Here is a 21,466-nt window from a genome sequence, read left to right as displayed (position 1 = left end):
GTAGAGCTCCCTTACACAAGAATTCCCGATGGCGCGCGGGATTGCCGGCCAAACGCTTCTTTACCCGTTTTTCCGGTATTTCCGACGTCCCTGCCGAGGATTTAGAGGCCCTTTCCCAAAGCCTTACGAGGGCGATGGACGTGGACCCGGCGTCGCCGGTTTCCGCTCTGCACGCCATGGTGCGCCGGGAAATCCGTGCCAGGGAAGCCGCCGACAGCGACTGACCCGCCGAGCACCAGGCAGCCCGGGCCGGACATCGGAAACGTCCCGGCACCAGCGGGAGTACCGGCGTCGTGAGTGGAAAATCGTGAGGGGAAAGTGGTCAGGCGACCCCGTGCGCGGCGCCGTCAGGTACTGCTGACCGGCGCGAGCTCTCTTCAACCGCCATCTCATACCAGGCCTGGGCGCCGAACTCGGGTTCGGGAGTGTCAAGGTTCTGGTAGAGGGCATCCAACAGTTTTGCCAGTTCCTCTGCCGGCAAGGTGGGAAGAATTTCCTCTGGGCCGCGCGGATCGTTGATGTAGTGGAAAAGCCTGGAACTGTTCATCGCGCTGCGGTCGTGTGCCGGAGGTGCAGGAACTGTGGCATGGGTGGCTCCATCTGGAAGGAACAGAGGCTGTCTGCGTAACCCACTTGAAGTGTATTGCACCGGCACGAGGCCCACAATGGGGAGGACTGTGCGCCCGGCGGGCAGGATTCCTGCTGCTAGATGGGCTGCTGGCCCGCCAGGGAAGCGGCCGGCAGCGGCACATGGACGGGAAGAGGCCGGCTGGGCCGGACGGACCGGATGGCATCTTCAATCAAGGCCAGCGGGCGGCGCCATGCGTGGGATCCGGGCTCCATGGTGTCTACCACGCCAATGAGCATGGCAAGCAGCCGGAACATGTCCGTCATGGAGATGTCCGCCCGCAGGCTTCCCTGGCCCTGGCCCCGTACCAGCAGCACACCCATCGACTCCATCAAGGAACCGGTGATACCGGTCAGGAGCTCCCGCCGGCCGGCAACGGCTCCCAAAAGATTGGCGTCATCGCTGGCGGCGGCCATCAGGGCCTCCATGACCCGCAGCAGTCCGGCGGCGGCATCGATATCCGCCAGGGCGCCGTCCACCACCGGATCCACGGTGAGCCGCAGCTGCCTGTTGAGGGCAGCAAGCACCAGCTCTTCCTTGTCCGAAAAATTACGGAACAGGGTGGCCGGGCCCACCCCTGCTGTGGCTGCAATGGTCTGCAGCGGCACTTCCGGGCCGAACTCGCGGAAGCATTGCCGCGCCGCCGTGATGATCTTGTCCACGTTCCGTGCTGCGTCGGCGCGGAGCGGCTTGCGGGCGACTGCGAGGCTCATGCCAAAAGGTTAGCAATCGAGCCTCCGGCGTTCACCGTTACTGAAGGGTAGGGGGTTTTGTGACGGCGGCATCGGCCGCCCTGCCCTGCGGCGTGGCTGGCACCGTGGCACACTGGGCTTCATGCTGCTTGCGTTTTCTGTCGCCCCGTCCGGTACTCCCAGCGAAGGTTCGCGGCCCGGTGACGCGTCCGTTCATGACGCCGTCGCCGCCGCCGTTAAGGTTGTCCGGGAGTCGGGCCTGCCCAACAAAACGGACTCCATGTTCACCACCATCGAGGGTGAATGGGATGAGGTGTTCGACGTCGTGAAGCGCGCCACCGAGGCAGTGGGCCGCTATGGCAGCCGGGTTTCCCTGGTCATCAAAGCGGACATCAGGCCCGGCTACTCGGGTGAGCTGACCGCTAAAGTGGACCGCCTGGAAGGAGCCCTCTCCGAGGATTCCTGACCGCCGTCGTCCCGGCCGCCGTCGTCGGCTAATTTCTCTGGACCCGCGCGTGGCCGCGTGCCAAACTGTGCCCATGTTTGAGCACAAGCCCCGGCCAGAGTGGATTGCCACGGAAAAGTTCCTGTCCGACGTCGTGGTCCATCCGGATCCCGCCGTGCTCCGGGCCGTGCAATCGGCCGTCGATGCCGGTATGCCGGCCATCGAGGTGGCGCCTAACGCCGGCAAGCTCCTCAAGCTCCTGGTTCAGCTCTCGGGCGCCCGCCGCATACTGGAGATAGGCACCTTGGCCGGTTTCAGCACCATCTGGATGGGCCAGGGCCTGCCCGACGACGGCACGTTGGTCACCTGCGAATTCCTGCCAAAGCACGCTGAAGTGGCATGGGCCAACATTGACTTCGCAGGCTTGGGGCAAAAAGTAGAGATCCGCCTGGGACCAGCGTTGGAAACCCTCGCCGCCCTGGCGGAGGAGGACCGGCAACCTTTCGACTTCATCTTCATCGATGCGGACAAGGAGAACAACAGCCGCTACCTGGAATGGGCCATCCGGCTTGGGCGCCCCGGGACAACCGTGGTCCTGGACAACACCATCTGGGAAGGCGCCGTGCTGGACCCCGGAATGGACCCGGTCAACGCGCAGGGAATAGTGGATGCGCTCAGGCTGCTCGGCGGGCACCCCCGGCTCGATGCCACCGTCATCCAGACCGTGGGCTCCAAAGGCTGGGACGGCTTCGCGCTTGCGCGTATCCGGTAGCCCTCGGGGCTGTCGGGCTTCCTGGCTGCCGGCTCAGACTAATAAGTATGCTTAGAGTTATTCGCCGGTTGATCCGCAGCCGGTTGGAAAGCCGCAATGGAGGAAATGATGAAAGCGTCGCCCACCCTTGCCAGCAATCTGCAGATGGTGCTCACCGACCTCATCGAGTTGCACCTGCAGGGCAAGCAGGCCCACTGGAACCTTGTAGGCACCAATTTTCGCGACCTGCACCTTCAGTTGGACGAAATTGTTCTGGCTGCCCGCCTCTTCGCCGACCAGGTGGCAGAACGGATGAGGGCTCTGCATGCCCTTCCCGACGGCCGCAGCAGCACCGTTTCGGCAGGCAGCCGGCTGGAGGAGTTTCCGCAAGGCCTGACCACCACGAAGGACACCGTCAAACTCGTCACCACCCGGCTCGATCGGACAGTCCAGACGATGCGGGACGTCCATGACGACGTGGACGAGGAAGACCCCACCAGCGCGGATCTGCTTCATGCTGCCATCGAGCGCCTGGAACAGCTGGCCTGGATGGTCAATGCCGAGACCATGGCTGCGACGGCGCCGGTCACCGAGCCGGCCTGATTCCTGCCCGGCTGCCGGGGGAGCCAAGAAAGGGGGCTGCTGCGGTGTCCGCAGCAGCCCCCTTTTCTGGACTCAGTCTTTCTTGAAAGCGTCCTTGACTTTCTCGCCGGCCTGTTTCAGGTCCGCTTTGGCCTGATCCATTTGGCCTTCCGTGCGAAGGCCCTCGTCCTTGGTGGCCGCACCGGTAGCCTCCTTGGCCTTGCCGCCCATTTTCTCGGCGGCATTGTCGATCTTGTCATCCAAACCCATGGTGATTCTCCCTTCGGCTGGTGGCCGGCGGACGATAATACGCCGGCCATGCTCAATGCTAACCAGCCACAGGCAGCTTCAACAGGCTTGGAAAAGGAGCGTCACACCAGGTCAGGTGCGCTGGCCACGATGTAGTCGGCGGCGGCCGGGCCGGTCATGGACAAGTTGTTGCTGTCCGGGTCAATTCGCTGCGCCTGCAGTGCGTCCCAGAGGGCTTCCGGAGCCTGAAGCGGGGCCTTCTGAAGAAGGCACCAGCTGGTGTAAAGCCCGTAAAGCTCATCTCGTCCAAGGCCCAGTCCCGGTTCCCTGTCCGCGACGACTGCTTCGGCAATAAATTGTTCAAAATGGGTAGCAGGCATGTTCGCTCATTCGGGGTCGACCGTGTTGCCGCCGTATCTGCTTCAGCGGACCTGCCGGCTCCCGGGGGAGTCAAGCAGAATAATCATGAAGGTATGGCAGTGAGGCTCACTTTGTCCAGTTGAGCCGGGGCACCTTGCTGGATTCGAGGGGGCCGACGGCGACTGGGGGGACTGACCTCGGTCTCAGAAGAGGCCATCTCACCGCCGACCCCGCCTTCGCCCCGGGCCACCCTGCTGACCCGGGAAACCCAAACAGGACCTCCAAGACAATTTTCCCCCATCTTGAAGGTCCTGCCTAGTCCCCGGAAACAACGGCTACCGCCTGCCGGACGCCGTCTCCACGGTCCCGATATGGCTACTCCGGGGTGGTGCCGCGGTCACGCAGCTTGTCCCGTACCCGGTCGCGGTGCGGTTGCGTTGGCTGGCCGTTTTTCTGGTCCTCGTCACCGTTCTGGTGAGAGTCCCCGTCCTCGCCGTTTTCCGCGCTGTACTTCTCACGCAGTTCCCGTCCGTGCTGAATGTCCTCGTCCTCCTGCTTCTGCAGCTTCTCGCTCTTCTTGGTGTCACGCGGCGGCAGCTGGATGGTCTCTTCGGCCTCGATGCCTGCCTGGAGCTGGCGGCCGCGCTCCATTTCGGCGTCGAACTCAGCGCCAAAGAGCAGGGACATGTTCAGGATCCACAGCCACAGCAGCATCACGATGACGCCGCCCAGGGCGCCGTACGTCTTGTTGTAGTTTCCGAAGTTGCCGACATAGAAACCGAAGCCCAGGGATGCCAGCAGGAAAACGAACAGGGCAATGCCCGAACCGAGGCTCATCCACTTGAACTTGGGCTGCTTGACGTTGGGCGTGGCGTAATAGAGGACGGCGATGATCACGATGATGAGCGCCACCATGACAGGCCACTTGGCGATATTCCAGATGGTGAGGAAAACTCCGCTGAGCCCGATCAGGCCGCCGACAGCCTCTGCCACAGGGCCGCTAAGCACCAGCATGCCTGCCAGGATCGCGATGATGACTACCGACAGGAGGGTGACCGCCAGCATGGTGCCGCGAAGCTTGACGAATGGCCGGCCCTCATCCACTTCGTAGACGCGGTTCATGGCACGGCCGAAGGCACCAACGTAACCGGATGCGGACCACAGCGCGGTGGCGAGGCCCAGGACCAGGGTCAAACCTGCTGCCGGCGCGTTTGCCAGTTCCGAGACCGTTCCGCTGACAGTGTTGACCGTCTCAGCAGGGGCGAAACCGCTCACGATCTGAAGCAGGGCATCGGTGGTTTTTTGCGGGTCTCCGAAGATACCGATCAGTGAAACGAGTGCCAGTATGGCCGGGAACAGCGACAGCACGGCGTAATACGTCAACGAAGCAGCGAGGTCCGGACACTGGTCCTTGCTGAACTCACGCAAGGTCTTCTTGGCGATGTATTTCCAGTTCGGCTTGTCCAGGTCCTTGGGGCTGTCCGGTTTCCGGGAGTCGTTTGGATCCGGTGCCTGGCCTGCTTTGGCCGTGCTGCTCTCGGATGCGTCAGGAGTGGCCATGGGGTGTCCTCTCGATAAGGGTGCGAAAACTGAGAGACCGGCTCCGCGCGGGGGCGGGGCCGGCCTCTCAGATGGTGCTCGTGCCTTTTAGTGCCGCGTTGAGTGGCGGGTCAGGTGTTTTGGACGTTGGTTTTGGCGTCGGTGGCGCGGTCTTTGACGTCGGTGACGGCGCTTTGGCCTTCGGCTTTGACGTTTTGGGTGGCGTCGGCGGCGGTGGCTTTGACGCTTTCCATGGCTTCCTGGGCTGGTTCCTTCAGGTCCTGGACCATGTCCTTGGCCGCGTCGGTGACCTTGCCGGCGAGGGGCTCGGCGGCGGTTTTGAGTTGCTGGGCGGCTTCGCGTTCCTTTTGGCTGGCCGGGATCAGGGACGAGACGAGCATCCCGGCGCCGAACGCGATCAGGCCGGCGGCCAGGGGGTTGCCCTGGGTTTTGGCTTTGACCTGGTCCGGTGCGTGCGAGATCGCGGTGCCTGCGTCGCTGAGTTTGGCGGCGACGTTGTCCTTGGCCCCGTGGAGGGAGTCGCCGGTGCTGTGCAGGGCGTTCCCGGTGTGGCCGGTACCGGAGGAGACTTTGTCCTGGACGCCGGAGGTGGCCGAGGAGACCTTGTCCTGGACGGTGGTGCTGGCGGTGTCTGCTGCTCCCATGATTTTCTCCTTCACCCCGACGACGGCGTCTTTTACCTTGTCGGTTTGGCGGTGGACGATGTTGGAGGGGGTGACTTTGTCGGCGACCGCGTCCACGTTGGTGCCCAGGCGGGCGCGGGTTTCTTCAATGTCTGCACGGATTGCGTCCGGGTTATCGCTCATCGGTTTACCTCACCTGGTTTTAGGGTTGGGGGAATCTCGGAAAGGGTTTCGCTGGTCTGGGGGATGCCTTTGATCTGTTTGAGTTCCTTGCGGCCGATCGAGGCCAGGACCGCGGCGATGATGCCCCAGATCACGGCGACGATCACGGCGGCCCAGCCCAGCGGCATCAGCGCGCCAAGGGCGAACATGAGTGCCAGGGACAGGAAGACCAGGACGAAGTGCCCGGCGACGCCGGCGCCGGCGAGCATGCCGCCGCCTTTGCCTGCCTTGGTGGCGGACTGCTTCACTTCGGCCTTGGCCAGTTCGACTTCCTGGCGCATCAGGGTGGACAGGTCCCGGGTCACATCACCCAGCAACTCACCCAGCGACGCGTTATCCGCCTTCACATGCGCTTCACTCGGAGCAGGCTCCGGAATAGTACTACTCATCAGAGTCCGCCTGACTGCCCGCCGGCGCGGCGGTCCCGGGTGAGGGGATCGTCCGCCAGCGGATCGTCGGCAAGCCTGCGGTCGCCAAGTGGGTCATCGGCGATCTGGTTGCCGGACCAGGGCTCTTCAACCAGTTGGGGGCTGTCCAGCGGGCTGGCAGGACGTGCGGCCCCCGGGTAACCAGCGCCGGGAGCGCCGCCGTCGTAACCCGCCGTGGTGGTGGCCGGGCCGGGGAGCTGGACTGGGGGAGGCGGGACTGTTCCGCCCGCGGGGCTGTATCCCTCGGTGTACTGGTCGCCGTACGGGCTGCCGGAGTACTGGCCCGCAAGTCCTGCAGTGCCGGAGGTGGATGAGGTTGCAGTACCGCCGGTGAGGCCGCGGGTAAGCCGGCCCGCAAGGACGCCGGCGCCAGCGGCGAGAAGGAGGAAGGTGCCGGGCTTGTTGCGGGCGAACCGCTGGACTTCGGCGAGCAGATCGCCTGGCTGCTTGTTTTCAAGCCAGGAAGCTACCGATTCGCTGCGCTGGGCAGCCTGGCGGATCAGATCGCTGGCGACGCCCTGCTGGTCGGGGGCATCCGCCATGTTCTGCAACTGGCTGGAGATGGTCCGGATGCCGTCGGCGGCCTTCTGCTGCTGGGTGCCGGCCTGGCTGGAAAGCCCGGACTTCGCCTGCGACAGCAGGTCCTGGGCGGTGGACTTAGCCTCGGAAGCGACGTGGACTGCTTCTTCCTTTGCAGTCTGGGCCACATTCTGCGCGGAGCCCTTCGCGGTGCGTGCTACATCAGCTGCTTCTTCCTTCGCTGCTTCCTTTCGGGATGACCCGGAGGTATCACCGACGGGGGCATCTCCATATGGTGGAGTGGCGGCGGACGGGAATGTGGTGGCGCTTCGCTCGCCCGGAATTCCTGTAGAGGCCGGCGGAGCCGTGTAAGCGGGATCCTCGGGCCATTGGTTCTCTGTCATCTTCGCTCTCTCTTTCCAAGAAGGCCGGTTGTTGATCAAGAACCAGCGATACTGGCCCTAAAATAATAAGCATGATTACTAATAAAAGGTAAGTACGCTTGCTAAGCGAGTTGTAAACAGTTCCAAAAATGTCAGCCGGAATGGCTTCCGCCGGCCCGGTCACATCGAAGTGGAAGTGGTGGGTAATTTGGAAATAGCTCCGTGGGTTTGGGTGTTGATCGCCGTAGTTGTGGTGGTGCTGCTTGTGCTGCTGCTGCTCGCAACAGGACGGCGCCGAAAGGCAATACAGCAAAAGCGGGACGATGCGCATCGCGAGAAGGCCGCAGAAATCCGCCGTGAGGCCGAGACCAGGGAACTCGATGCCCGGGAGCGCGAAGCGAAGGCGACGCGCGCCAGGGCGGACGCCGAGCAGGCGCAGGTTGAAGCTGCCCGGCTGCGCCAGCAGGCAGACCAGCAGTCCACAGAGGCCAAGACGCTCCGCGAGGACGTGAACGAACGGACGCGGAAAGCGGATGAGCTGGACCCTGACGTCAAGCGGGACCGCGAGGGCCGCAGCCGCGATGGCGCCGACCGCGGCGCCACGAACTCCGCCCATGCGGCCCGCGACGCTGCTGACAATGCCCGCAGCGGCGCAGCCCCTGACGGAGCCCGCGATGAACGCAGCGATGGTGGCGCCAATCCTAACCAGGGCGGCTCACATGTGGATCGTGAAAATCCGCGTTCCGGCATCTAGCCGCAGGCGGGACAGCAATCTGGCTGCAGGCCGCACGGCACTGGCTGACCCGCGGCATGGCACCTAGCTCCTAAGCGGGTTGCCGCGCCTCGGCTCCAGGGCGGGGGAGGGAGCAACTCCCTCCCCCATTCCTATGCCGGCCAGGACGTCAAGAACTGCCGCTACCGATGATGTCTTCGCTTCCCACCCCAGGATCCGGCGGGCTCGGCCGGTGTCCATAACCGGGACTCCCGCCGCCATCTCCACCCAGCCGGAGTCGGTGGGTATCAGCCGGAGGCGCCAGGCCAACCCCACTGCCTTGTGGAGCAGGCCCATGGGGATGGGGAGGATTCTTCGCGCCTGAACGATCCGGGCAACTTCCTGGGGTGTGAGCACCGGCTCGGCCGCAACATTAAAGGCTCCGGAGGCCCTCTGGTCGATGACCCGCCAGTAGGCTTCAGCAACATCGTCCGCATGGACTGCCTGGAAAATCAGGTTGTCCGGAACGGGGAGCAGTGGAAGCCAGGGCCTCTTTGCCAGAAGCCGGGGAATCACCGGCCCCAGGAAGTACCTTCCGATCTCGCTCCCGGCGTCGCGCTGGAAGATGAGCGCGGGGCGAAGCCGTGCGACGGTGATCCCTGGTTCAGCTTCCGCAAACTCGTCCAGGAGTTTTTCCTGCGCCGCCTTGTGCCGGCTGTAATGCGAGCCCGCCATGCCCTGCGCCGGCCAGGACTCATCCGTGCGCCGGTCCTTGGAGGCCTTGCTGTAGGCGCCAACCGATGACGCGCAGACGATCTGCTTGACGCCGGCCTTCCGCGCGGCTTCAAGGACATTTGCTGTTCCGGTGACGTTGGTCCGGTACAGCTGGTCCAGGTCCCGGTTCGGTTGGATTTGCCAGGCAAGGTGGACCACGGAATCCACTCCTGCCAAAGCTGATTCCAACTTTGGGCGGTCGCGTTCCAACCCGACATCGAGCGTGTGCCATTCCACGCCGGCATAAGGCGCCCGCGAGGTGTCGGGCAGGCGCCTGCTGACCCCCGTCAGTTGCAGGCTTCCGGGCTTCCCGGACAGTTGGCCCTGCAGGTTCCGCAGCAGTGCTGTTCCTGCGTTTCCGCTGGCTCCGATAACGGCGATGTGCATGGAAAAGACTCCTTGGCCGGGGTGTGCGGTTCGTCTTACATGCCGAGCCTAGCGCCGCCAAGGATTGTTTTATAAGCAACCTTATGATTTCCTATGGCTAAGTCTTGCCGCAGGCTTTCGGAACCTGACCGAGGGAACCAACGACAATGCCCGAATCTTTTGCCGCGCTCGCCGTGGACCTGACACCTGTCCCTGGGCCGTGCCTTGAGCCGTGCCTGGAAACCCCGAAAGACGACCGCTCCGCCGCCAAGGCAGGGCGGCTGCGGGAGACCTTTGAAAATGACCTGGTCCTGAGCTACTTGGACCTGGCCGAGGCCCTGGCCGCCCGCTTCGAAGCCCGGGGCCGGGAACGGGCAGACCTGAACCAGGTGGCCTATCTGGGCCTGGTCAAGGCTGCCCGCGGTTTCGACCAGTCCAAGGGGGAGAGCTTCCCCGCCTACGCAGCTCCAACCATCGCCGGGGAGTTGAAGCGATACCTGCGTGACCGCACGTGGGTGGTCCGGCCGCCGCGGCACATCCAGGACCTCCGCACCAGGATGTTCCGGGTGGAACCGGAGCTGGTTCAGTCCCTGGGCAGGAATCCCAGCGTGGCCGAACTGGCCTCGGAGCTCGGGACAGATCCTTCAGACGTCCAGGAAGCCATTTCGGCGTCCAGCAGCATGCATCCGGACTCCCTGGACGCTGCAAACCCCCACAGTGACGCGCCGTCCATCGGCGACCTGCTCGCGTGCCCTGAGACGCCCCTGGAACGGCTGGAGGACCTTGCCTGCCTCCGGGAGGCGATGCAGGACCTGGACGCCGCGGACAGGGAACTGCTCTACCGCCGCTATTTCTGTGAGGAAACCCAGGTCCAGTTGGGGAAGCGGCTGGGGATGTCGCAGATGCAGGTTTCGCGGCGGTTGGCCCGGGTACTCGTCGAACTCCAGCGCCGGCTCCTGAGCAGTAGCCAGGGCGACGGTGTCCGTGCTGAACAGGAGAGTGCGACCGGTTCCACGGCGTCCGGCCGGCCAACCCGCCGAACGGCCGCCCCCGGAGTTCCCGGCAAGGTTTCTGCCCTCCCGGGCAGCTCGCGGGTCAGGAGCAGCTAGCCCTGCAATGCCCGCCTAACCGCTGCAGGAGCAGGCTTCGGACGGTGGGGGGACAGCGTCAGCAGTCCTATCTTGGCTGTTCAAGCGGCCGGGACGTCACCAGCTGAAAGGTGAGAAAACCAGCAGCCCCTGTTTAGGAGCAGCAGCAGTGGGGAACAGTGAGGGTATGGGAAGCTCCGTAACCTCCAAGCTCCGCGCTGTCCTGTTCGACCGGGACGGGACCCTGGTGGTCGATGTGCCCTACAACGGGGACCCCGGCCTGGTCACACCAATGCCCGGCGCCAAGGCAGTCCTGGATGCACTCCGCGCCGACGGGATAGCAACCGGAGTCATCAGCAACCAGTCCGGCATTGCCCGCGGCCTGATCACCGCCGACGACGTGGCGGACGTCAACGCCCGGGTTGAGGAACTGCTCGGCCCCTTCGATGTGTGGGAGGTGTGCCCGCATTCCGAGCAGGACGGCTGCGCCTGCCGCAAGCCCCAACCGGGAATGGTGCACAGTGCCTGCCGCAGGCTCGGCATCCAGGAATCGGAGGCGGCGCTCATTGGCGATATCGGTGCTGACGTCCGTGCCGCCGAAGCGGCCGGAGCAACCGGCGTCCTGGTGCCGACGCCGGTGACCCGGGCCGAGGAAGTGGCCGAGGCTCAGTTGGTGGCCCGGAACCTGGCCGAGGCCGTCTCGCTGCTGTCGGAGCAGCCCTGATGGGCCGCGTCCTGGTGGCACGCCTGGACAGCATGGGCGACGTCCTCCTGGCCGGACCCGCCGTACGGGCCGTCGCAAACGGGCGGTTTCCGGACGGCAGCCGGCCCAACCATGTGGTGATGCTCTGCGGACGGCAGGGCGAGGCAGCGGCGGGTATGTTGCCGGGCGCCGCAGAGGTCTACAGCTGGGACAGCCCGTGGATTATGAACCCCGCGCCCAAGATGACCGGCCCGCACGCTGACAGGCTGATCGAATACGTCCGGAACTCTCGAATTACCGAAGCCGTCATCCTCACCTCCTTCCACCAGTCGCCCCTGCCGCTGGCGCTGCTGCTCCGGCTCGCCGGCGTCGAACGAATCACCGGAGCCTCCACCGACTACGCAGGCTCCCTGCTTGATGTCCGGCTCAAGCCGGGCGAAGACTTCCCGGAGGACCAGCCCGAAGCGGAACGCGCGCTGGGCATCGCCGAGGCAGGAGGATTCCGCCTCCCGCAAGGCGACGACGGAAAACTCCGCCTCACGTCCGTCCCGGACGTCCGTGAACTGGTGGGGGAGGACCCCTATGTGGTGGTCCACCCGGGAGCCGCCGTGCCCGCCAGGGCCTGGCCGCCGCTGCACCATGCGGCCGCCGTCGAACTCCTCCAGGGCGCGGGCCACCGTGTTGTGGTGACCGGTGGTCCCGGGGAGACTTCGCTGACTGCCACCGTCGCAGGCCCATCCGCCCTGGACCTTGGCGGGCGCACAGACCTCCATACCCTGGCCGGAGTCATGGCGGGGGCGGACGCGGTGGTTACCGGCAACACGGGCCCCGCACACCTCGCGGCAGCCGTGGGTACACCCGTTGCGTGCCTCTTTTCCCCCGTCGTCCCTGCCATCCGCTGGGCGCCGTACGGGGTGTCTCTGGAACTGCTCGGCGACCAGAACGCCGCCTGCCGAATGACCCGTGCCCGTGTCTGCCCCGTTCCCGGCCACCCCTGCCTTGACTCCGTGTCGCCTGAGGAAGTGGTGGCGGCCGTAGAACGCCTGATCGGCGGAGTCAGCTCCTTCAGCACCCACGTCAGCACCCGTAGAAAGGCCCGCAACAGATGAGAATCCTGCTCTGGCACGTCCACGGTTCCTGGACGGACGCCTTCGTCCGCGGCCGTCACGAGTACCTCCTTCCCGTCCTGCCCGAAGGTGGTGCGTGGGGGCTTGGCCGTGCCGGCAGGGACTGGCCTGCGTCAGTGCGGGAGGTGGACCTGGCAACGCTGGATGCAGACGCCGTGGACGCCGTCGTCCTGCAACGCCCTGAGGAAATTGAGGAAGTTGCCCGGCTGCTGGGCCGCCGGCCTGGCGTTGACCTGCCCGCCGTGTACCTCGAACACAACACCCCCAAAGTGGACTTTCCTTTTGCCCGGCACCCGCTCGCGGACCAGGACCGCATCCCCCTGGTGCACGTGACCCACTTTAACAAGCTCGCCTGGGACAACGGCTCCGCCCGCAGCCTGGTGATCGAACACGGAATTCCGGACCCGGGCCGGCTCTACACCGGGGAACTGCCGGAATTGGGCGTAGTGGTGAACGAGCCCATCCGCCGCGGCCGCGTCACCGGTACCGACCTGTTGCCCGCCTTCGCCTCAGTGGCGCCGCTGCAGGTCTTCGGCATGAAGACGGACGGCCTGGCCGCCGCCGCGGGGATTGACGAGTCCCGGCTGACGGTACGCGGTGACCTGAAGACCCAACAGCTGCACCGCGAACTGGCCCGTTGCCGCGTCTATGTGCACCCCATGCGCTGGACCTCACTCGGATTGTCCCTGCTGGAGGCCATGCACCTGGGGATGCCGGTGGTTGCGCTGGCGACGACCGAAGCGCCGCGGGCGGTGCCGCCGGAGGCCGGCGCCGTTTCCGCCGATGTAGATGAGCTGCTCCGCTGCGCGCGGCGGCTCGTCGCCGATCCGGATGAAGCCCGACGGCGGGGCGTTGCCGCCCGCGAGGCGGCACTGGAACGTTACGGCCTGGGCAAGTTCCAGGACCGCTGGGATGAGCTCCTGGCGGACCTGGGCGGCCGGCCCCGGCACTCTGACAACGACCGCCGGGACGAGAAGATCCTTGTTCCGGCGCGGGAGAGGAAGACCCCATGAAGATCTCCATGATTTCCGAGCACGCCAGTCCCCTGGCGGCGTTGGGCGGGGTGGATGCCGGCGGGCAGAACGTGCACGTAGCCGCGCTGTCCGAAGCGCTGGCTAAGCGTGGCCACCACGTGACTGTTTACACGCGCAGGGATGCAAAGGAGCTTCCTGCGAGGGTCCGGGTGGGGAGCCGCCTCGAAGTGGTCCACGTGGACGCCGGCCCGGCGAGCCATGTTCCCAAGGACGACCTGCTGCCCTACATGGGAGAACTTGCCGACGGCGTGGCAAGGGACTGGAGCCACCGGCCGCCGGACGTGGTGCACGGGCACTTCTGGATGTCAGGCCTCGCCGCGCTGGATGCTGCCCGGCGGCCCGGCCAGGGCTATCGGGTGCCCGTCATCCAGACTTTCCACGCACTGGGCACCGTCAAGCGGCGGCACCAGGGCGCAGAGGACACCAGCCCGCTGGAGCGCCGCTGGCTGGAGCCCGGCGTGGGACGCTCGGCGGACCGCATCGTGGCCACCTGCTCCGATGAGGTGTTCGAACTCAAAGCCATGGGCATCAACACGGGAAAGATTTCCATCGCCCCCTGCGGCGTGGACCTCGGCTTCTTTTCCGCAGAGGGCCCCGTCGCCGCCAGGAAGCGCACCCACCGCATCCTCTCGGTGGGCCGCCTGGTGCCGCGCAAGGGCGTGGACCTGGTGATCCGGGCGCTCCCGTACCTGCGCGCTGCGGGCTTCGACGACGTCGAACTCCTGATTGTGGGTGGCGGCGGAGACTCCGGTGCGCTCCATGCCGACCCCGAAGTGCGCCGCCTGATGGACCTTGCAGCGGAGCTGGATGTTGCGGACCAGGTGAGCCTGCAGGGGCAGGTGTCCCGCGGCGAGATGCCCGGAATTTTCCGCAGCGCCGACGCCGTGGTGTGCGCGCCCTGGTACGAGCCTTTCGGCATCGTCCCGCTGGAGGCCATGGCCTGCGGCGTCCCCATGGTTGCTGCCGCTGTGGGCGGCCTGCGGGACACAGTGGTTGACCACGGAACCGGCCTGCACGTTCCGCCGCGGGACCCCGAGGCCATCGCATCCGCGCTGGCCCTGCTGCTGGAGAACCCCGCGCTGCGCGCCGAGCTTGGCAGCGCAGGCAAGAAGCGCGCCCGCACCCGGTACTCCTGGGACCGGGTGGCGGCCGAAACCGAAAAGGCCTATCAGCTCGCGGTGGCCGGCGCTGCCGCCGGCGTTGTCCCCATGGAAGGAGCGGCACTATGACTGCGGAATCGTCCGTGCGCGAAAGTGAGCTGCAAACTCTGGCAACACCTGAGGCATTGCCCGCTGTGCTGCCGGGTGCCGCCTTTGTGGGCCCGGACAGTGCGGAAGCGGTGCGCATCCACCTGGATAACGTCGTACCGGCCCTTGACTCGCTGCGGAGCCAGTCCGGCCGGCTTGCGGCATGGGGTGTCGAGCTGGCCCAGCGCCTGCTCCGCGGCCAGCGCCTTCTCGCCGCCGGCAACGGTGGCTCAGCCGCCGAAGCCCAGCACCTCACGGCGGAACTCGTGGGCAGGTTCGACGGCGAGCGGGTTCCGTTCTCCGCCATCTCGCTCCACGCGGAGTCTTCAGCGGTGACCGCCATCGCCAATGACTACGGCTATGACGATGTCTTCGCCCGCCAGGTGCGGGCCCACGGCCGGTCCGGCGACGTGCTGATTCTCCTGTCCACCAGCGGCAAGAGTCCCAACCTGCTGCGGGCAGCCGAGGTTGCCGCACGCTTGAATGTGACCACGTGGGCGCTCACCGGAGCCGGTCCCAATCCGCTGGCCGATGCCTGCGACCAGGCTGTGATGATTGACGCCCTCAACGCCAACGCCCAGGAAGGCCACCTCATCGCCCTGCACGCGATCTGCCGGGCCTTTGACCTGGAAGTGGCGCGGCACAGTTCCACCGACGCCTGGAGTCTTCAGAACCAGGGCCTGCAGCAGCGGGGTGGCCGCGCATGAGGATCGTTGTGGTGGGCGATGTGATGCTGGACGTGGACCTTTCCGGCGAAGCAACCCGGCTGAGTCCCGACGCGCCGGTGCCCGTGGTGGATGTGTCCGGCATCAAGCGCCGTGCCGGCGGGGCCGGGCTGGTGGCCCGGATGCTCGCCGAGGACAGCTGGCCCGTCACGCTGGTCACGGTCCTGGGCGATGACGACGCCGGCCGGCAGCTTGAAGCGCACCTGGCCGCGGTGCGGCTCGTGGCAGGTCCCAGCGGCCATCCTTCGCCGGTCAAGACCCGCGTCCGCGCCGGTTCGCATCCGGTGGTCCGTTTCGACCAGGGCTGTGACAAGGCCCCCGTCCCCGAGGTCAGTCCGGCCATGCTCCGCGAGGTGGAGAAGGCAGGAGTGATAATTGTTGCCGACTACGGCCGGGGACTGGCGGCGAACCCGGAGCTGCGGGAGCTCCTGGCCCGGCTTGCTGGCCACGTGCCCATCGTGTGGGACCCGCACCCCGCCGGGCCGGATCCGGTGCCGGGAGTCGCCGTGGTGACGCCCAACCTGGCTGAAGCCCAAAAGGCCGTGCAGGCGCGGAGCCGGAAAGACGCCGGAAAGACTGCCGGGAAGGATCCTGCGGCCGAAGTTGGCGGGGCTCTGCTGAAGGAGTGGGGCAGCCAGGCTGTCCTGGTCACCAAGGGCGAACAGGGCGCTGTCCTGTGCCGGCGGGACCAGAGCCCCCAGGCCATTCCGGCACCGCGGGTGGAAGCCGGTGATCCCTGTGGAGCAGGCGACCGGCTCGCAGCCAGCCTCGCCGTCCATCTTCTGGCGGGCCGGGACCTTGCCGAAGCCGCGGAACTCGCCGTCCATGACGCCGCAGACTTCCTCGCAAACGGCGGAGTGTCCGCCCTTCCCGACACCGGCGCGGAGCCTGCAGAGGCAAAGCCGCGCGTCAACGACCCCCTGCTGCTTGCCCGTGCGGTGCGGGAAAACGGCGGCAAGGTGGTGGCCACCGGCGGTTGCTTCGACCTGCTGCACGCCGGGCACGTCCGGTCCCTGGCCGCCGCCCGGGAGCTGGGCGACTGCCTGATCGTCTGCCTCAACTCGGACGACTCCGTGCGGCGGTTGAAGGGTCCGGAGCGTCCTATCATCGGCCAGCACGACAGGGCCGAACTGCTCCTCGCCATGGAATGCGTGGACGCCGTGATGGTCTTCGACGAAGACACCCCCGAGGCAGCCCTCGAACGCCTGCGTCCCGACATCTGGGTCAAAGGCGGCGACTACAAGGGCGCCAGCCTGCCGGAGGCCGCTCTCGTGGAGAGCTGGGGCGGACGCTGCCTCACCGTGCCGTACCACCCCGCCCGATCCACCACCGGCCTGGCAGATGCCCTCGCCAAGGTCAGCTGAACCGGCCAGGTCAGCCAACCCCGACAGCTGGCAACGGTGGATTGGTCCAGGTGGGCTGACCGCCGTACCCAAGTTTTGTACTCCCGATTGAAAGGAACACCATGACTGCAGATTCAAATTCGCCCGGCCGCGTGCTCGTGACCGGAGGTGCCTCCGGACTGGGGGCCGCCGTCGTCGAGGCTGTCCTGAAGGCCGGCGGCACGCCGGTGGTGCTGGACCGCGATATCAGCAACGTGTCCGGTGTGAAGGCTTTCGAAGTGGACGTCGCGGACCGGCTGGCCGTCGAGGCCGCCGTCAAGGAAGCCGCTGAATCACTCGGCGGGCTCGAGGCAGTGGTCACGGCGGCCGGCATCGACCGCTGCGGAAAGCTGGCGGACGTCGAAGCCACCGAATGGGAAAAAGTCATCGGGGTCAACCTGATGGGCACGGTTTCTGTTGTGCGTGCAGCGCTGCCTTACCTAAAGACCTCCCACGGCAGGGTGGTGACCATCGCCTCAACGCTGGGCAAGCGTGCCGTGGCTGATGCCACCGCCTACTGCGCGTCAAAGTTCGGCGTGGTGGGCTTCAGCCATGCGCTGGCGGCTGAAACCGGCGGCGAAATCGGCGTGACCACCATTATCCCGGGCGGCATGAAGACGCGCTTCTTCGACGACCGCACCGAGCAGTACAAGCCGCAGGACGATTCGCGGCTCAACGACCCCGCCAACACGGCACAGGCCATCCTGTTCGCGTTGAACCAGCCCACCGGCTGTGAGGTCCGCGAAATGCTGATCTGCCACGAGGAAGAGGGCTCCTGGCCCTAAACCAGCACAACGACCCACGCCGGAACCGACGGGAGGAACGTCATGCCCACCATTGCCACAGAAACCACTGCACGCCCGGATACCGCTGACAGCAGCGGCATTACCATCCGGAACCCCCGAACCGGTGATGTCCTTTGGACTGTGCCGGAGGCAGAACCGGAGGCGGTGTCCCACGCGGTAGAGGTGGCCCGAAGCGCTGCGCCGGATTGGGCCTCTACCGCACCGGCCCAGCGGGCTGCGGCAGTCCGTGCCGCGGCTAAAGCGCTCGCTGCGGCAGCCCAGGAGCTCGCGGAACTCAACGCCAGCGAAACGGGCCGGCCGGTGGAGGAATCGCTCGCCGGCATCGGCGCGGGGGTTGCCACCCTGGAACAGTACGCAGAGCTGGGGCCCGTCCACCGCGGCCACAGCCTGCGCGGCAACCGGCTCGCCTCCGACTACACAGTGGCTGAGCCGCGGGGCGTGGCTGTCCTGCTGACCCCTTGGAATGACCCGGTTGCGGTGGCCTGCGGCCTGATCGGTGCTGCGCTGGCTACCGGCAATACCGTGGTGCACAAGCCGAGCGAGCGGTGCCCGCGGCTGGGCGAGGCGCTGGGCGAAGTCCTGGCACCTGCGTTTCCGCCGGGGGTGTTCCAGACGGTTTCCGGCGGCGCGGGTGTCGGTGCACTTCTGGCCCAGTCGGAGGTGGACGTCATCGCGCATGTGGGTTCCAGCGCAGCCGGCGCCCGGATCGCCCGGGCCGGGGCTCTGACCGGTGCCCACGTCATCCGTGAAAACGGCGGCAACGATCCGCTGCTGGTGGACCGTGACGTCGACCCGCTGTGGGCGGCTGAACAGGCGGCGATCGGGTCCTTCAGCAACAGCGGCCAGATCTGTGTGGCCGTTGAGCGGATTTATGTCCACGAGGACATTGCTGCCGAGTTCTGCAAGGCCCTTGAAGCGGAGGCAGCGCTCCGCAACAACAAGGGGAGCGTGGCTCCGCTCGTGGATCTCCGGATGCGGGATGAAGTCCTCGCCCAGGTGGCTGATGCGTTGCGGCAGGGCGCACGCGCGGTGGAAGGCGGAGCCCTTCCGGACGGCCCGGGCTCCTTTTACCCCGCCACGGTCCTGCTTGGCTGCACCGACTCCATGCAGATCATGGCGGAGGAAACCTTCGGGCCCGTAGCCCCCGTTCAGGTGGTGAAATCGTTCGACGACGGCCTCCGCCTCGCCTGCAGCGGCAGGTACGGCCTGGCCGCCACCGTCCTAAGCGGCAACATCGCCCACATTCAGCAGGCCGTTGCCGCCCTCCCGGTGGGTACCGTCAAGATCAATGCGGTCTTCGGCGGCGCGCCCGGAGGTGCTGCGCAGCCGCGCGGTGAAAGCGGTGCCGGTTTCGGGTACGGCCCGGAACTCCTGGACGAGTTCAGCCGGGTGAAAGTGGTGCACATTTCGGCACCGCCGGCTGCGGCCCCTGATGCCGCGGATGAAGACTCTGCAGCTGAACGCTCCGATGTTGAACAGCGGAACGAGTCATGAGCCTGTCACCCGAGAACCTTTCACCCGGCACCATGCCAGCCGGCCTGCCGGCTAACATGCCAGGCGCTCCCGACGAGGTTGACCTCTCAAGCCAACGGGCCCTGTCCGAGTGGCTGCCAGGGCGCTTGGCGGCCGAGGAGCCGGCGATCCTCGTGATCGGCGACCTGATGCTGGACGGCTGGTGGAGTGGCAGCATCGAACGGCTCTGCCGTGAGGCTCCTGCCCCGGTGGTAGACGTGCAGACCCGCGAATCCGTTCCGGGCGGGGCCGCCAATACCGCCATGAACCTGGCCGCCCTGGGGGCCCGGGTTTCCGTGGCGGGCATCATCGGAACTGACGACGCAGGCGTGGACCTGCGCAACCAGCTCGTCGCTGCAGGCATTGATGTCAGCAACCTGCAAAGCCACCCGGACATGGTGACCACCACCAAAATCCGGATCAGCAGCGGCGGGCAGGTGATGCTCCGCATCGATGACGCTGCCAAAACGGTGCCGGCCGAGGCGCTGGCGGCGCTGGCCGCTTCCGTGCGCGCGGCCGTCGAGCAGCAGGACGCGGTGCTGGTCTGCGATTACGCCAATGGCGTGCTGGCCGACCCGGTGCGCGCAAGCCTGGTGGACGCGCTCGCCGGCACGGGTTCCCGCGATGCGAGCCGTCCGCTGCTGGTGGTGGACTCCCACGACCCCCGGCCCTGGGCACCGCTCCGCCCGGACCTGGTGACCCCGAACGCGCAGGAAACAGCCCGAATGCTGGACCTGCGCCTTCCCGACGGGCAGGACAGGGCTGCCGAGGTCAGCAAGCACGCGGATGCCCTGCTGGAACTTACGGGGGCAGGGGCTGTGGTGGTCACTCTCGACCGGGACGGCACCGTCCTCTTGAGGCCCGACGGCGTGACGCACCGTACGTGGGCCCGCCCGGCTGCGGAAAAGCAGGCTTCCGGTGCCGGCGACACGTTCGTGGCGGCGTTGACGCTGGCGCGCTCCGCCGGGCTTCCGTTGACGGCGAGCCTGGACCTTGCACAGTCGGCCGCGGATGTGGTGGTGCACCAGCCGGGCACGTCCGTCTGCAGTACAGGCCAGCTGAGCCGGTACCTCAAGGCCTTTGCTGACACGGCCCTCGGTGCTGACGAACTGCAGCGGCAGTTGGAACTGCACCGGTCCCAGGGCCAGCGCATCGTGCTGACCAACGGCTGCTTTGACGTGCTGCACAGCGGCCACACCCGCTACCTCAACCAGGCAAAACAGCTGGGGGACGTCCTGGTGGTGGCGCTGAACAGCGATGACTCCGTGCGCAAGCTCAAGGGCTCCGGCCGGCCCATCAACGGGGTGGCGGACCGTGCCGCGGTGGTGGCGGCCCTGAGCTGCGTGGACTACGTGACCGTCTTCGACACTCCCACCGCAGCCCCGCTCATCACGCAGCTCCGGCCCGAGGTCTATGCCAAGGGCGGGGACTACTCTCCGGAAATGCTCGCCGAGACGCCGGCCGTGGAGGAATACGGCGGCCGGGTAGCCATCCTGGATTATGTGGCGGAGCGGTCCACCACTGCCGTGGTGAAGCGGATCCGGGAGGGCGAAGGAGCAGTGCCCACCAACTGAGGTGCGGAGCAATAGGGGCTGCTGACACCAATTAGGGTTGAAGCATGACTGAAGCGTGGCACGGGTAATGGCAAAACGCGGAAGGTCAGGTGGCCGGAACAGCCTGCGGCCGGTGGCGGGAGTGGTGGAGGTCCCGCCAGGCGCCCGGCCCAGCGGACCTGTTGAAGGCGTCTACTACATCGACACCGGGGACTGCGAGCTGATCGCGGACCAGGACAACTCCACTGGCTGGCTCCTGAAGATCAACGGCGTGATGAGTTCCCACATCGACCTTGCTGATCCGCTGTTCCTGGACTTCGAGTACATGCGCTGGATGGCCGCGCTCATCGAATCCCGTTGGCCGGCGGGCACTGCGGCAAACAAGCCCAAGCTCCGCGGCCTGCATCTCGGCGGTGGCGCCTGTTCCCTGGCCCGCTACTTCCACTCTGTGTATCCGGACGCCCGGCAGGTGGTGGTGGAGCTGGACGGCAAGCTGGCCGAATACGTGCGCGGCTGGTTTGACCTGCCCAAGGCGCCGCTGCTGCGCCTGCGGGTAGGGGAGGCCCGCGAGGTCACCGAAACGCTGACCGCCGAGACCCGGGACTTCATCATCCGGGACGTTTTCGCCGGTGCGCTGACCCCGCGCGCGTTGACCACGGCGGAGTTCAACCAGCACGTCAAGCGCGTCCTGGCGCCTGGCGGGCTTTATGTGGTGAACTCCGGCGACGCGCCGGACCTCAAGAACGCCAGGGAGGATGCCGCCACCATCGCGGCCGCCTTCAGGCACACGGTGATCATCGCCGACCCCGCCATGCTCAAAGGCCGCCGTTATGGAAACATGGTGATGGCAGGCAGCGATACTCCGTTCGGCGAGGACCCGAAGCTGGCCCGCCGGCTCCTGGGCGGAGCCGTCCCGGCGCACCTGTGGGATGACGCCCAAGTGCGCGCCTTCGCGGCAGGATCAGCGGTGCGCCACGACCCGCCTGCTGAGTAGC

General features: G+C 66.4%; 25 protein-coding genes. 16 read left to right on the top strand and 9 right to left on the bottom strand.

Annotated elements, in window-relative coordinates:
* Positions 1–41 precede the first annotated feature (41 nt).
* A complete protein-coding gene (locus QFZ70_RS15720; protein WP_307096928.1) occupies positions 42–224 on the top strand; it encodes a hypothetical protein in 183 nt (60 codons plus the stop codon).
* Between the two features lie 98 nt (positions 225–322).
* Here the strand turns inward: QFZ70_RS15720 and QFZ70_RS15715 are convergent, their stop codons facing one another.
* A complete protein-coding gene (locus QFZ70_RS15715) occupies positions 323–547 on the bottom strand; it encodes a hypothetical protein (protein ID WP_307096927.1) in 225 nt (74 codons plus the stop codon).
* 158 nt (positions 548–705) lie between these two features.
* Entirely contained in the window at positions 706–1,341 is a 636-nt protein-coding gene (locus QFZ70_RS15710) for a TetR/AcrR family transcriptional regulator (RefSeq protein WP_307096926.1), read from the bottom strand.
* Between the two features lie 121 nt (positions 1,342–1,462).
* On the opposite strand from QFZ70_RS15710, the gene QFZ70_RS15705 reads away from it, so the two are divergent.
* From QFZ70_RS15705 to QFZ70_RS15695, 3 genes are all read left to right on the top strand, one after another.
* Positions 1,463–1,786, top strand: coding sequence for a thiamine-binding protein (locus tag QFZ70_RS15705; RefSeq protein ID WP_307096925.1), 324 nt, complete (start codon positions 1,463–1,465; stop codon positions 1,784–1,786).
* Positions 1,787–1,859: 73 nt separating this feature from the next.
* A complete protein-coding gene (locus tag QFZ70_RS15700; RefSeq protein WP_307096923.1) occupies positions 1,860–2,537 on the top strand; it encodes an O-methyltransferase in 678 nt (225 codons plus the stop codon).
* 108 nt (positions 2,538–2,645) lie between these two features.
* Positions 2,646–3,119: a Dps family protein gene (locus QFZ70_RS15695; protein ID WP_307097905.1), complete on the top strand. Its 474-nt coding sequence runs from the start codon at positions 2,646–2,648 to the stop codon at positions 3,117–3,119.
* A gap of 72 nt (positions 3,120–3,191) precedes the next feature.
* Here the strand turns inward: QFZ70_RS15695 and QFZ70_RS15690 are convergent, their stop codons facing one another.
* The 6 genes from QFZ70_RS15690 to QFZ70_RS15665 form a co-directional block, all read right to left on the bottom strand.
* Positions 3,192–3,368, bottom strand: coding sequence for a CsbD family protein (locus tag QFZ70_RS15690; protein WP_307096921.1), 177 nt, complete (start codon positions 3,366–3,368; stop codon positions 3,192–3,194).
* Positions 3,369–3,469: 101 nt separating this feature from the next.
* Entirely contained in the window at positions 3,470–3,727 is a 258-nt protein-coding gene (locus tag QFZ70_RS15685; protein WP_307096919.1) for a hypothetical protein, read from the bottom strand.
* 355 nt (positions 3,728–4,082) lie between these two features.
* Entirely contained in the window at positions 4,083–5,267 is a 1,185-nt protein-coding gene (locus tag QFZ70_RS15680; RefSeq protein ID WP_307096917.1) for a YihY/virulence factor BrkB family protein, read from the bottom strand.
* A gap of 110 nt (positions 5,268–5,377) precedes the next feature.
* On the bottom strand, positions 5,378–6,073 hold the full coding sequence (locus tag QFZ70_RS15675) for a DUF3618 domain-containing protein (RefSeq protein ID WP_307096915.1): 696 nt from the start codon (positions 6,071–6,073) through the stop codon (positions 5,378–5,380).
* Positions 6,070–6,501 carry a phage holin family protein gene (locus QFZ70_RS15670; protein WP_307096914.1) on the bottom strand — a complete coding sequence of 144 codons (432 nt, stop codon included), beginning with the start codon at positions 6,499–6,501 and terminating at the stop codon, positions 6,070–6,072. The genes QFZ70_RS15675 and QFZ70_RS15670 overlap by 4 nt, the downstream gene beginning before the upstream one ends.
* Complete coding sequence (locus tag QFZ70_RS15665; RefSeq protein ID WP_307096912.1) at positions 6,501–7,463, bottom strand: hypothetical protein; 963 nt, start codon at positions 7,461–7,463, stop codon at positions 6,501–6,503. Before QFZ70_RS15665 ends, QFZ70_RS15670 begins: the two co-directional genes overlap by 1 nt.
* Positions 7,464–7,650: 187 nt before the next feature.
* On the opposite strand from QFZ70_RS15665, the gene QFZ70_RS15660 reads away from it, so the two are divergent.
* Complete coding sequence (locus QFZ70_RS15660) at positions 7,651–8,196, top strand: hypothetical protein (protein ID WP_307096910.1); 546 nt, start codon at positions 7,651–7,653, stop codon at positions 8,194–8,196.
* Between the two features lie 63 nt (positions 8,197–8,259).
* Here the strand turns inward: QFZ70_RS15660 and QFZ70_RS15655 are convergent, their stop codons facing one another.
* Positions 8,260–9,315: an NAD-dependent epimerase/dehydratase family protein gene (locus QFZ70_RS15655; protein WP_307096909.1), complete on the bottom strand. Its 1,056-nt coding sequence runs from the start codon at positions 9,313–9,315 to the stop codon at positions 8,260–8,262.
* A gap of 146 nt (positions 9,316–9,461) precedes the next feature.
* Here QFZ70_RS15655 and QFZ70_RS15650 point away from each other — a divergent pair, with 146 nt between their 5' ends.
* From QFZ70_RS15650 to QFZ70_RS15600, 11 genes are all read left to right on the top strand, one after another.
* A complete protein-coding gene (locus QFZ70_RS15650; protein WP_307096907.1) occupies positions 9,462–10,403 on the top strand; it encodes a sigma-70 family RNA polymerase sigma factor in 942 nt (313 codons plus the stop codon).
* 166 nt (positions 10,404–10,569) lie between these two features.
* Positions 10,570–11,106 carry an HAD-IIIA family hydrolase gene (locus QFZ70_RS15645; RefSeq protein WP_307096906.1) on the top strand — a complete coding sequence of 179 codons (537 nt, stop codon included), beginning with the start codon at positions 10,570–10,572 and terminating at the stop codon, positions 11,104–11,106.
* Entirely contained in the window at positions 11,106–12,194 is a 1,089-nt protein-coding gene (locus QFZ70_RS15640) for a glycosyltransferase family 9 protein (protein ID WP_307096904.1), read from the top strand. The genes QFZ70_RS15645 and QFZ70_RS15640 overlap by 1 nt, the downstream gene beginning before the upstream one ends.
* Complete coding sequence (locus tag QFZ70_RS15635; protein WP_307096903.1) at positions 12,191–13,225, top strand: glycosyltransferase; 1,035 nt, start codon at positions 12,191–12,193, stop codon at positions 13,223–13,225. The genes QFZ70_RS15640 and QFZ70_RS15635 overlap by 4 nt, the downstream gene beginning before the upstream one ends.
* On the top strand, positions 13,222–14,475 hold the full coding sequence (locus tag QFZ70_RS15630) for a glycosyltransferase (RefSeq protein ID WP_307096902.1): 1,254 nt from the start codon (positions 13,222–13,224) through the stop codon (positions 14,473–14,475). The genes QFZ70_RS15635 and QFZ70_RS15630 overlap by 4 nt, the downstream gene beginning before the upstream one ends.
* Positions 14,472–15,200 carry an SIS domain-containing protein gene (locus QFZ70_RS15625; RefSeq protein ID WP_307096900.1) on the top strand — a complete coding sequence of 243 codons (729 nt, stop codon included), beginning with the start codon at positions 14,472–14,474 and terminating at the stop codon, positions 15,198–15,200. The genes QFZ70_RS15630 and QFZ70_RS15625 overlap by 4 nt, the downstream gene beginning before the upstream one ends.
* The gene (locus QFZ70_RS15620; protein ID WP_307096899.1) at positions 15,197–16,582 is read left to right on the top strand and encodes a PfkB family carbohydrate kinase; all 1,386 of its coding nucleotides are present in this window, start codon (positions 15,197–15,199) and stop codon (positions 16,580–16,582) included. Before QFZ70_RS15625 ends, QFZ70_RS15620 begins: the two co-directional genes overlap by 4 nt.
* A 101-nt stretch (positions 16,583–16,683) precedes the next feature.
* A complete protein-coding gene (locus QFZ70_RS15615; protein WP_307096898.1) occupies positions 16,684–17,385 on the top strand; it encodes an SDR family oxidoreductase in 702 nt (233 codons plus the stop codon).
* 42 nt (positions 17,386–17,427) lie between these two features.
* The gene (locus tag QFZ70_RS15610) at positions 17,428–18,900 is read left to right on the top strand and encodes an aldehyde dehydrogenase (protein ID WP_307096896.1); all 1,473 of its coding nucleotides are present in this window, start codon (positions 17,428–17,430) and stop codon (positions 18,898–18,900) included.
* Positions 18,901–18,956: 56 nt separating this feature from the next.
* A complete protein-coding gene (gene rfaE2, locus QFZ70_RS15605) occupies positions 18,957–20,492 on the top strand; it encodes a D-glycero-beta-D-manno-heptose 1-phosphate adenylyltransferase (RefSeq protein WP_307097904.1) in 1,536 nt (511 codons plus the stop codon).
* Between the two features lie 67 nt (positions 20,493–20,559).
* Positions 20,560–21,465, top strand: a complete 906-nt coding sequence (locus QFZ70_RS15600; protein WP_307096894.1) for a spermidine synthase — start codon at positions 20,560–20,562, stop codon at positions 21,463–21,465.
* Position 21,466 lies beyond the last annotated feature (1 nt).

The organism is Arthrobacter sp. V1I9 (assembly GCF_030817075.1).
GTDB lineage: Bacteria > Actinomycetota > Actinomycetes > Actinomycetales > Micrococcaceae > Arthrobacter.
The sequence above is the reverse complement of the archived record's forward strand: the minus strand, read 5'-3'. Positions and strand labels throughout refer to the sequence as shown.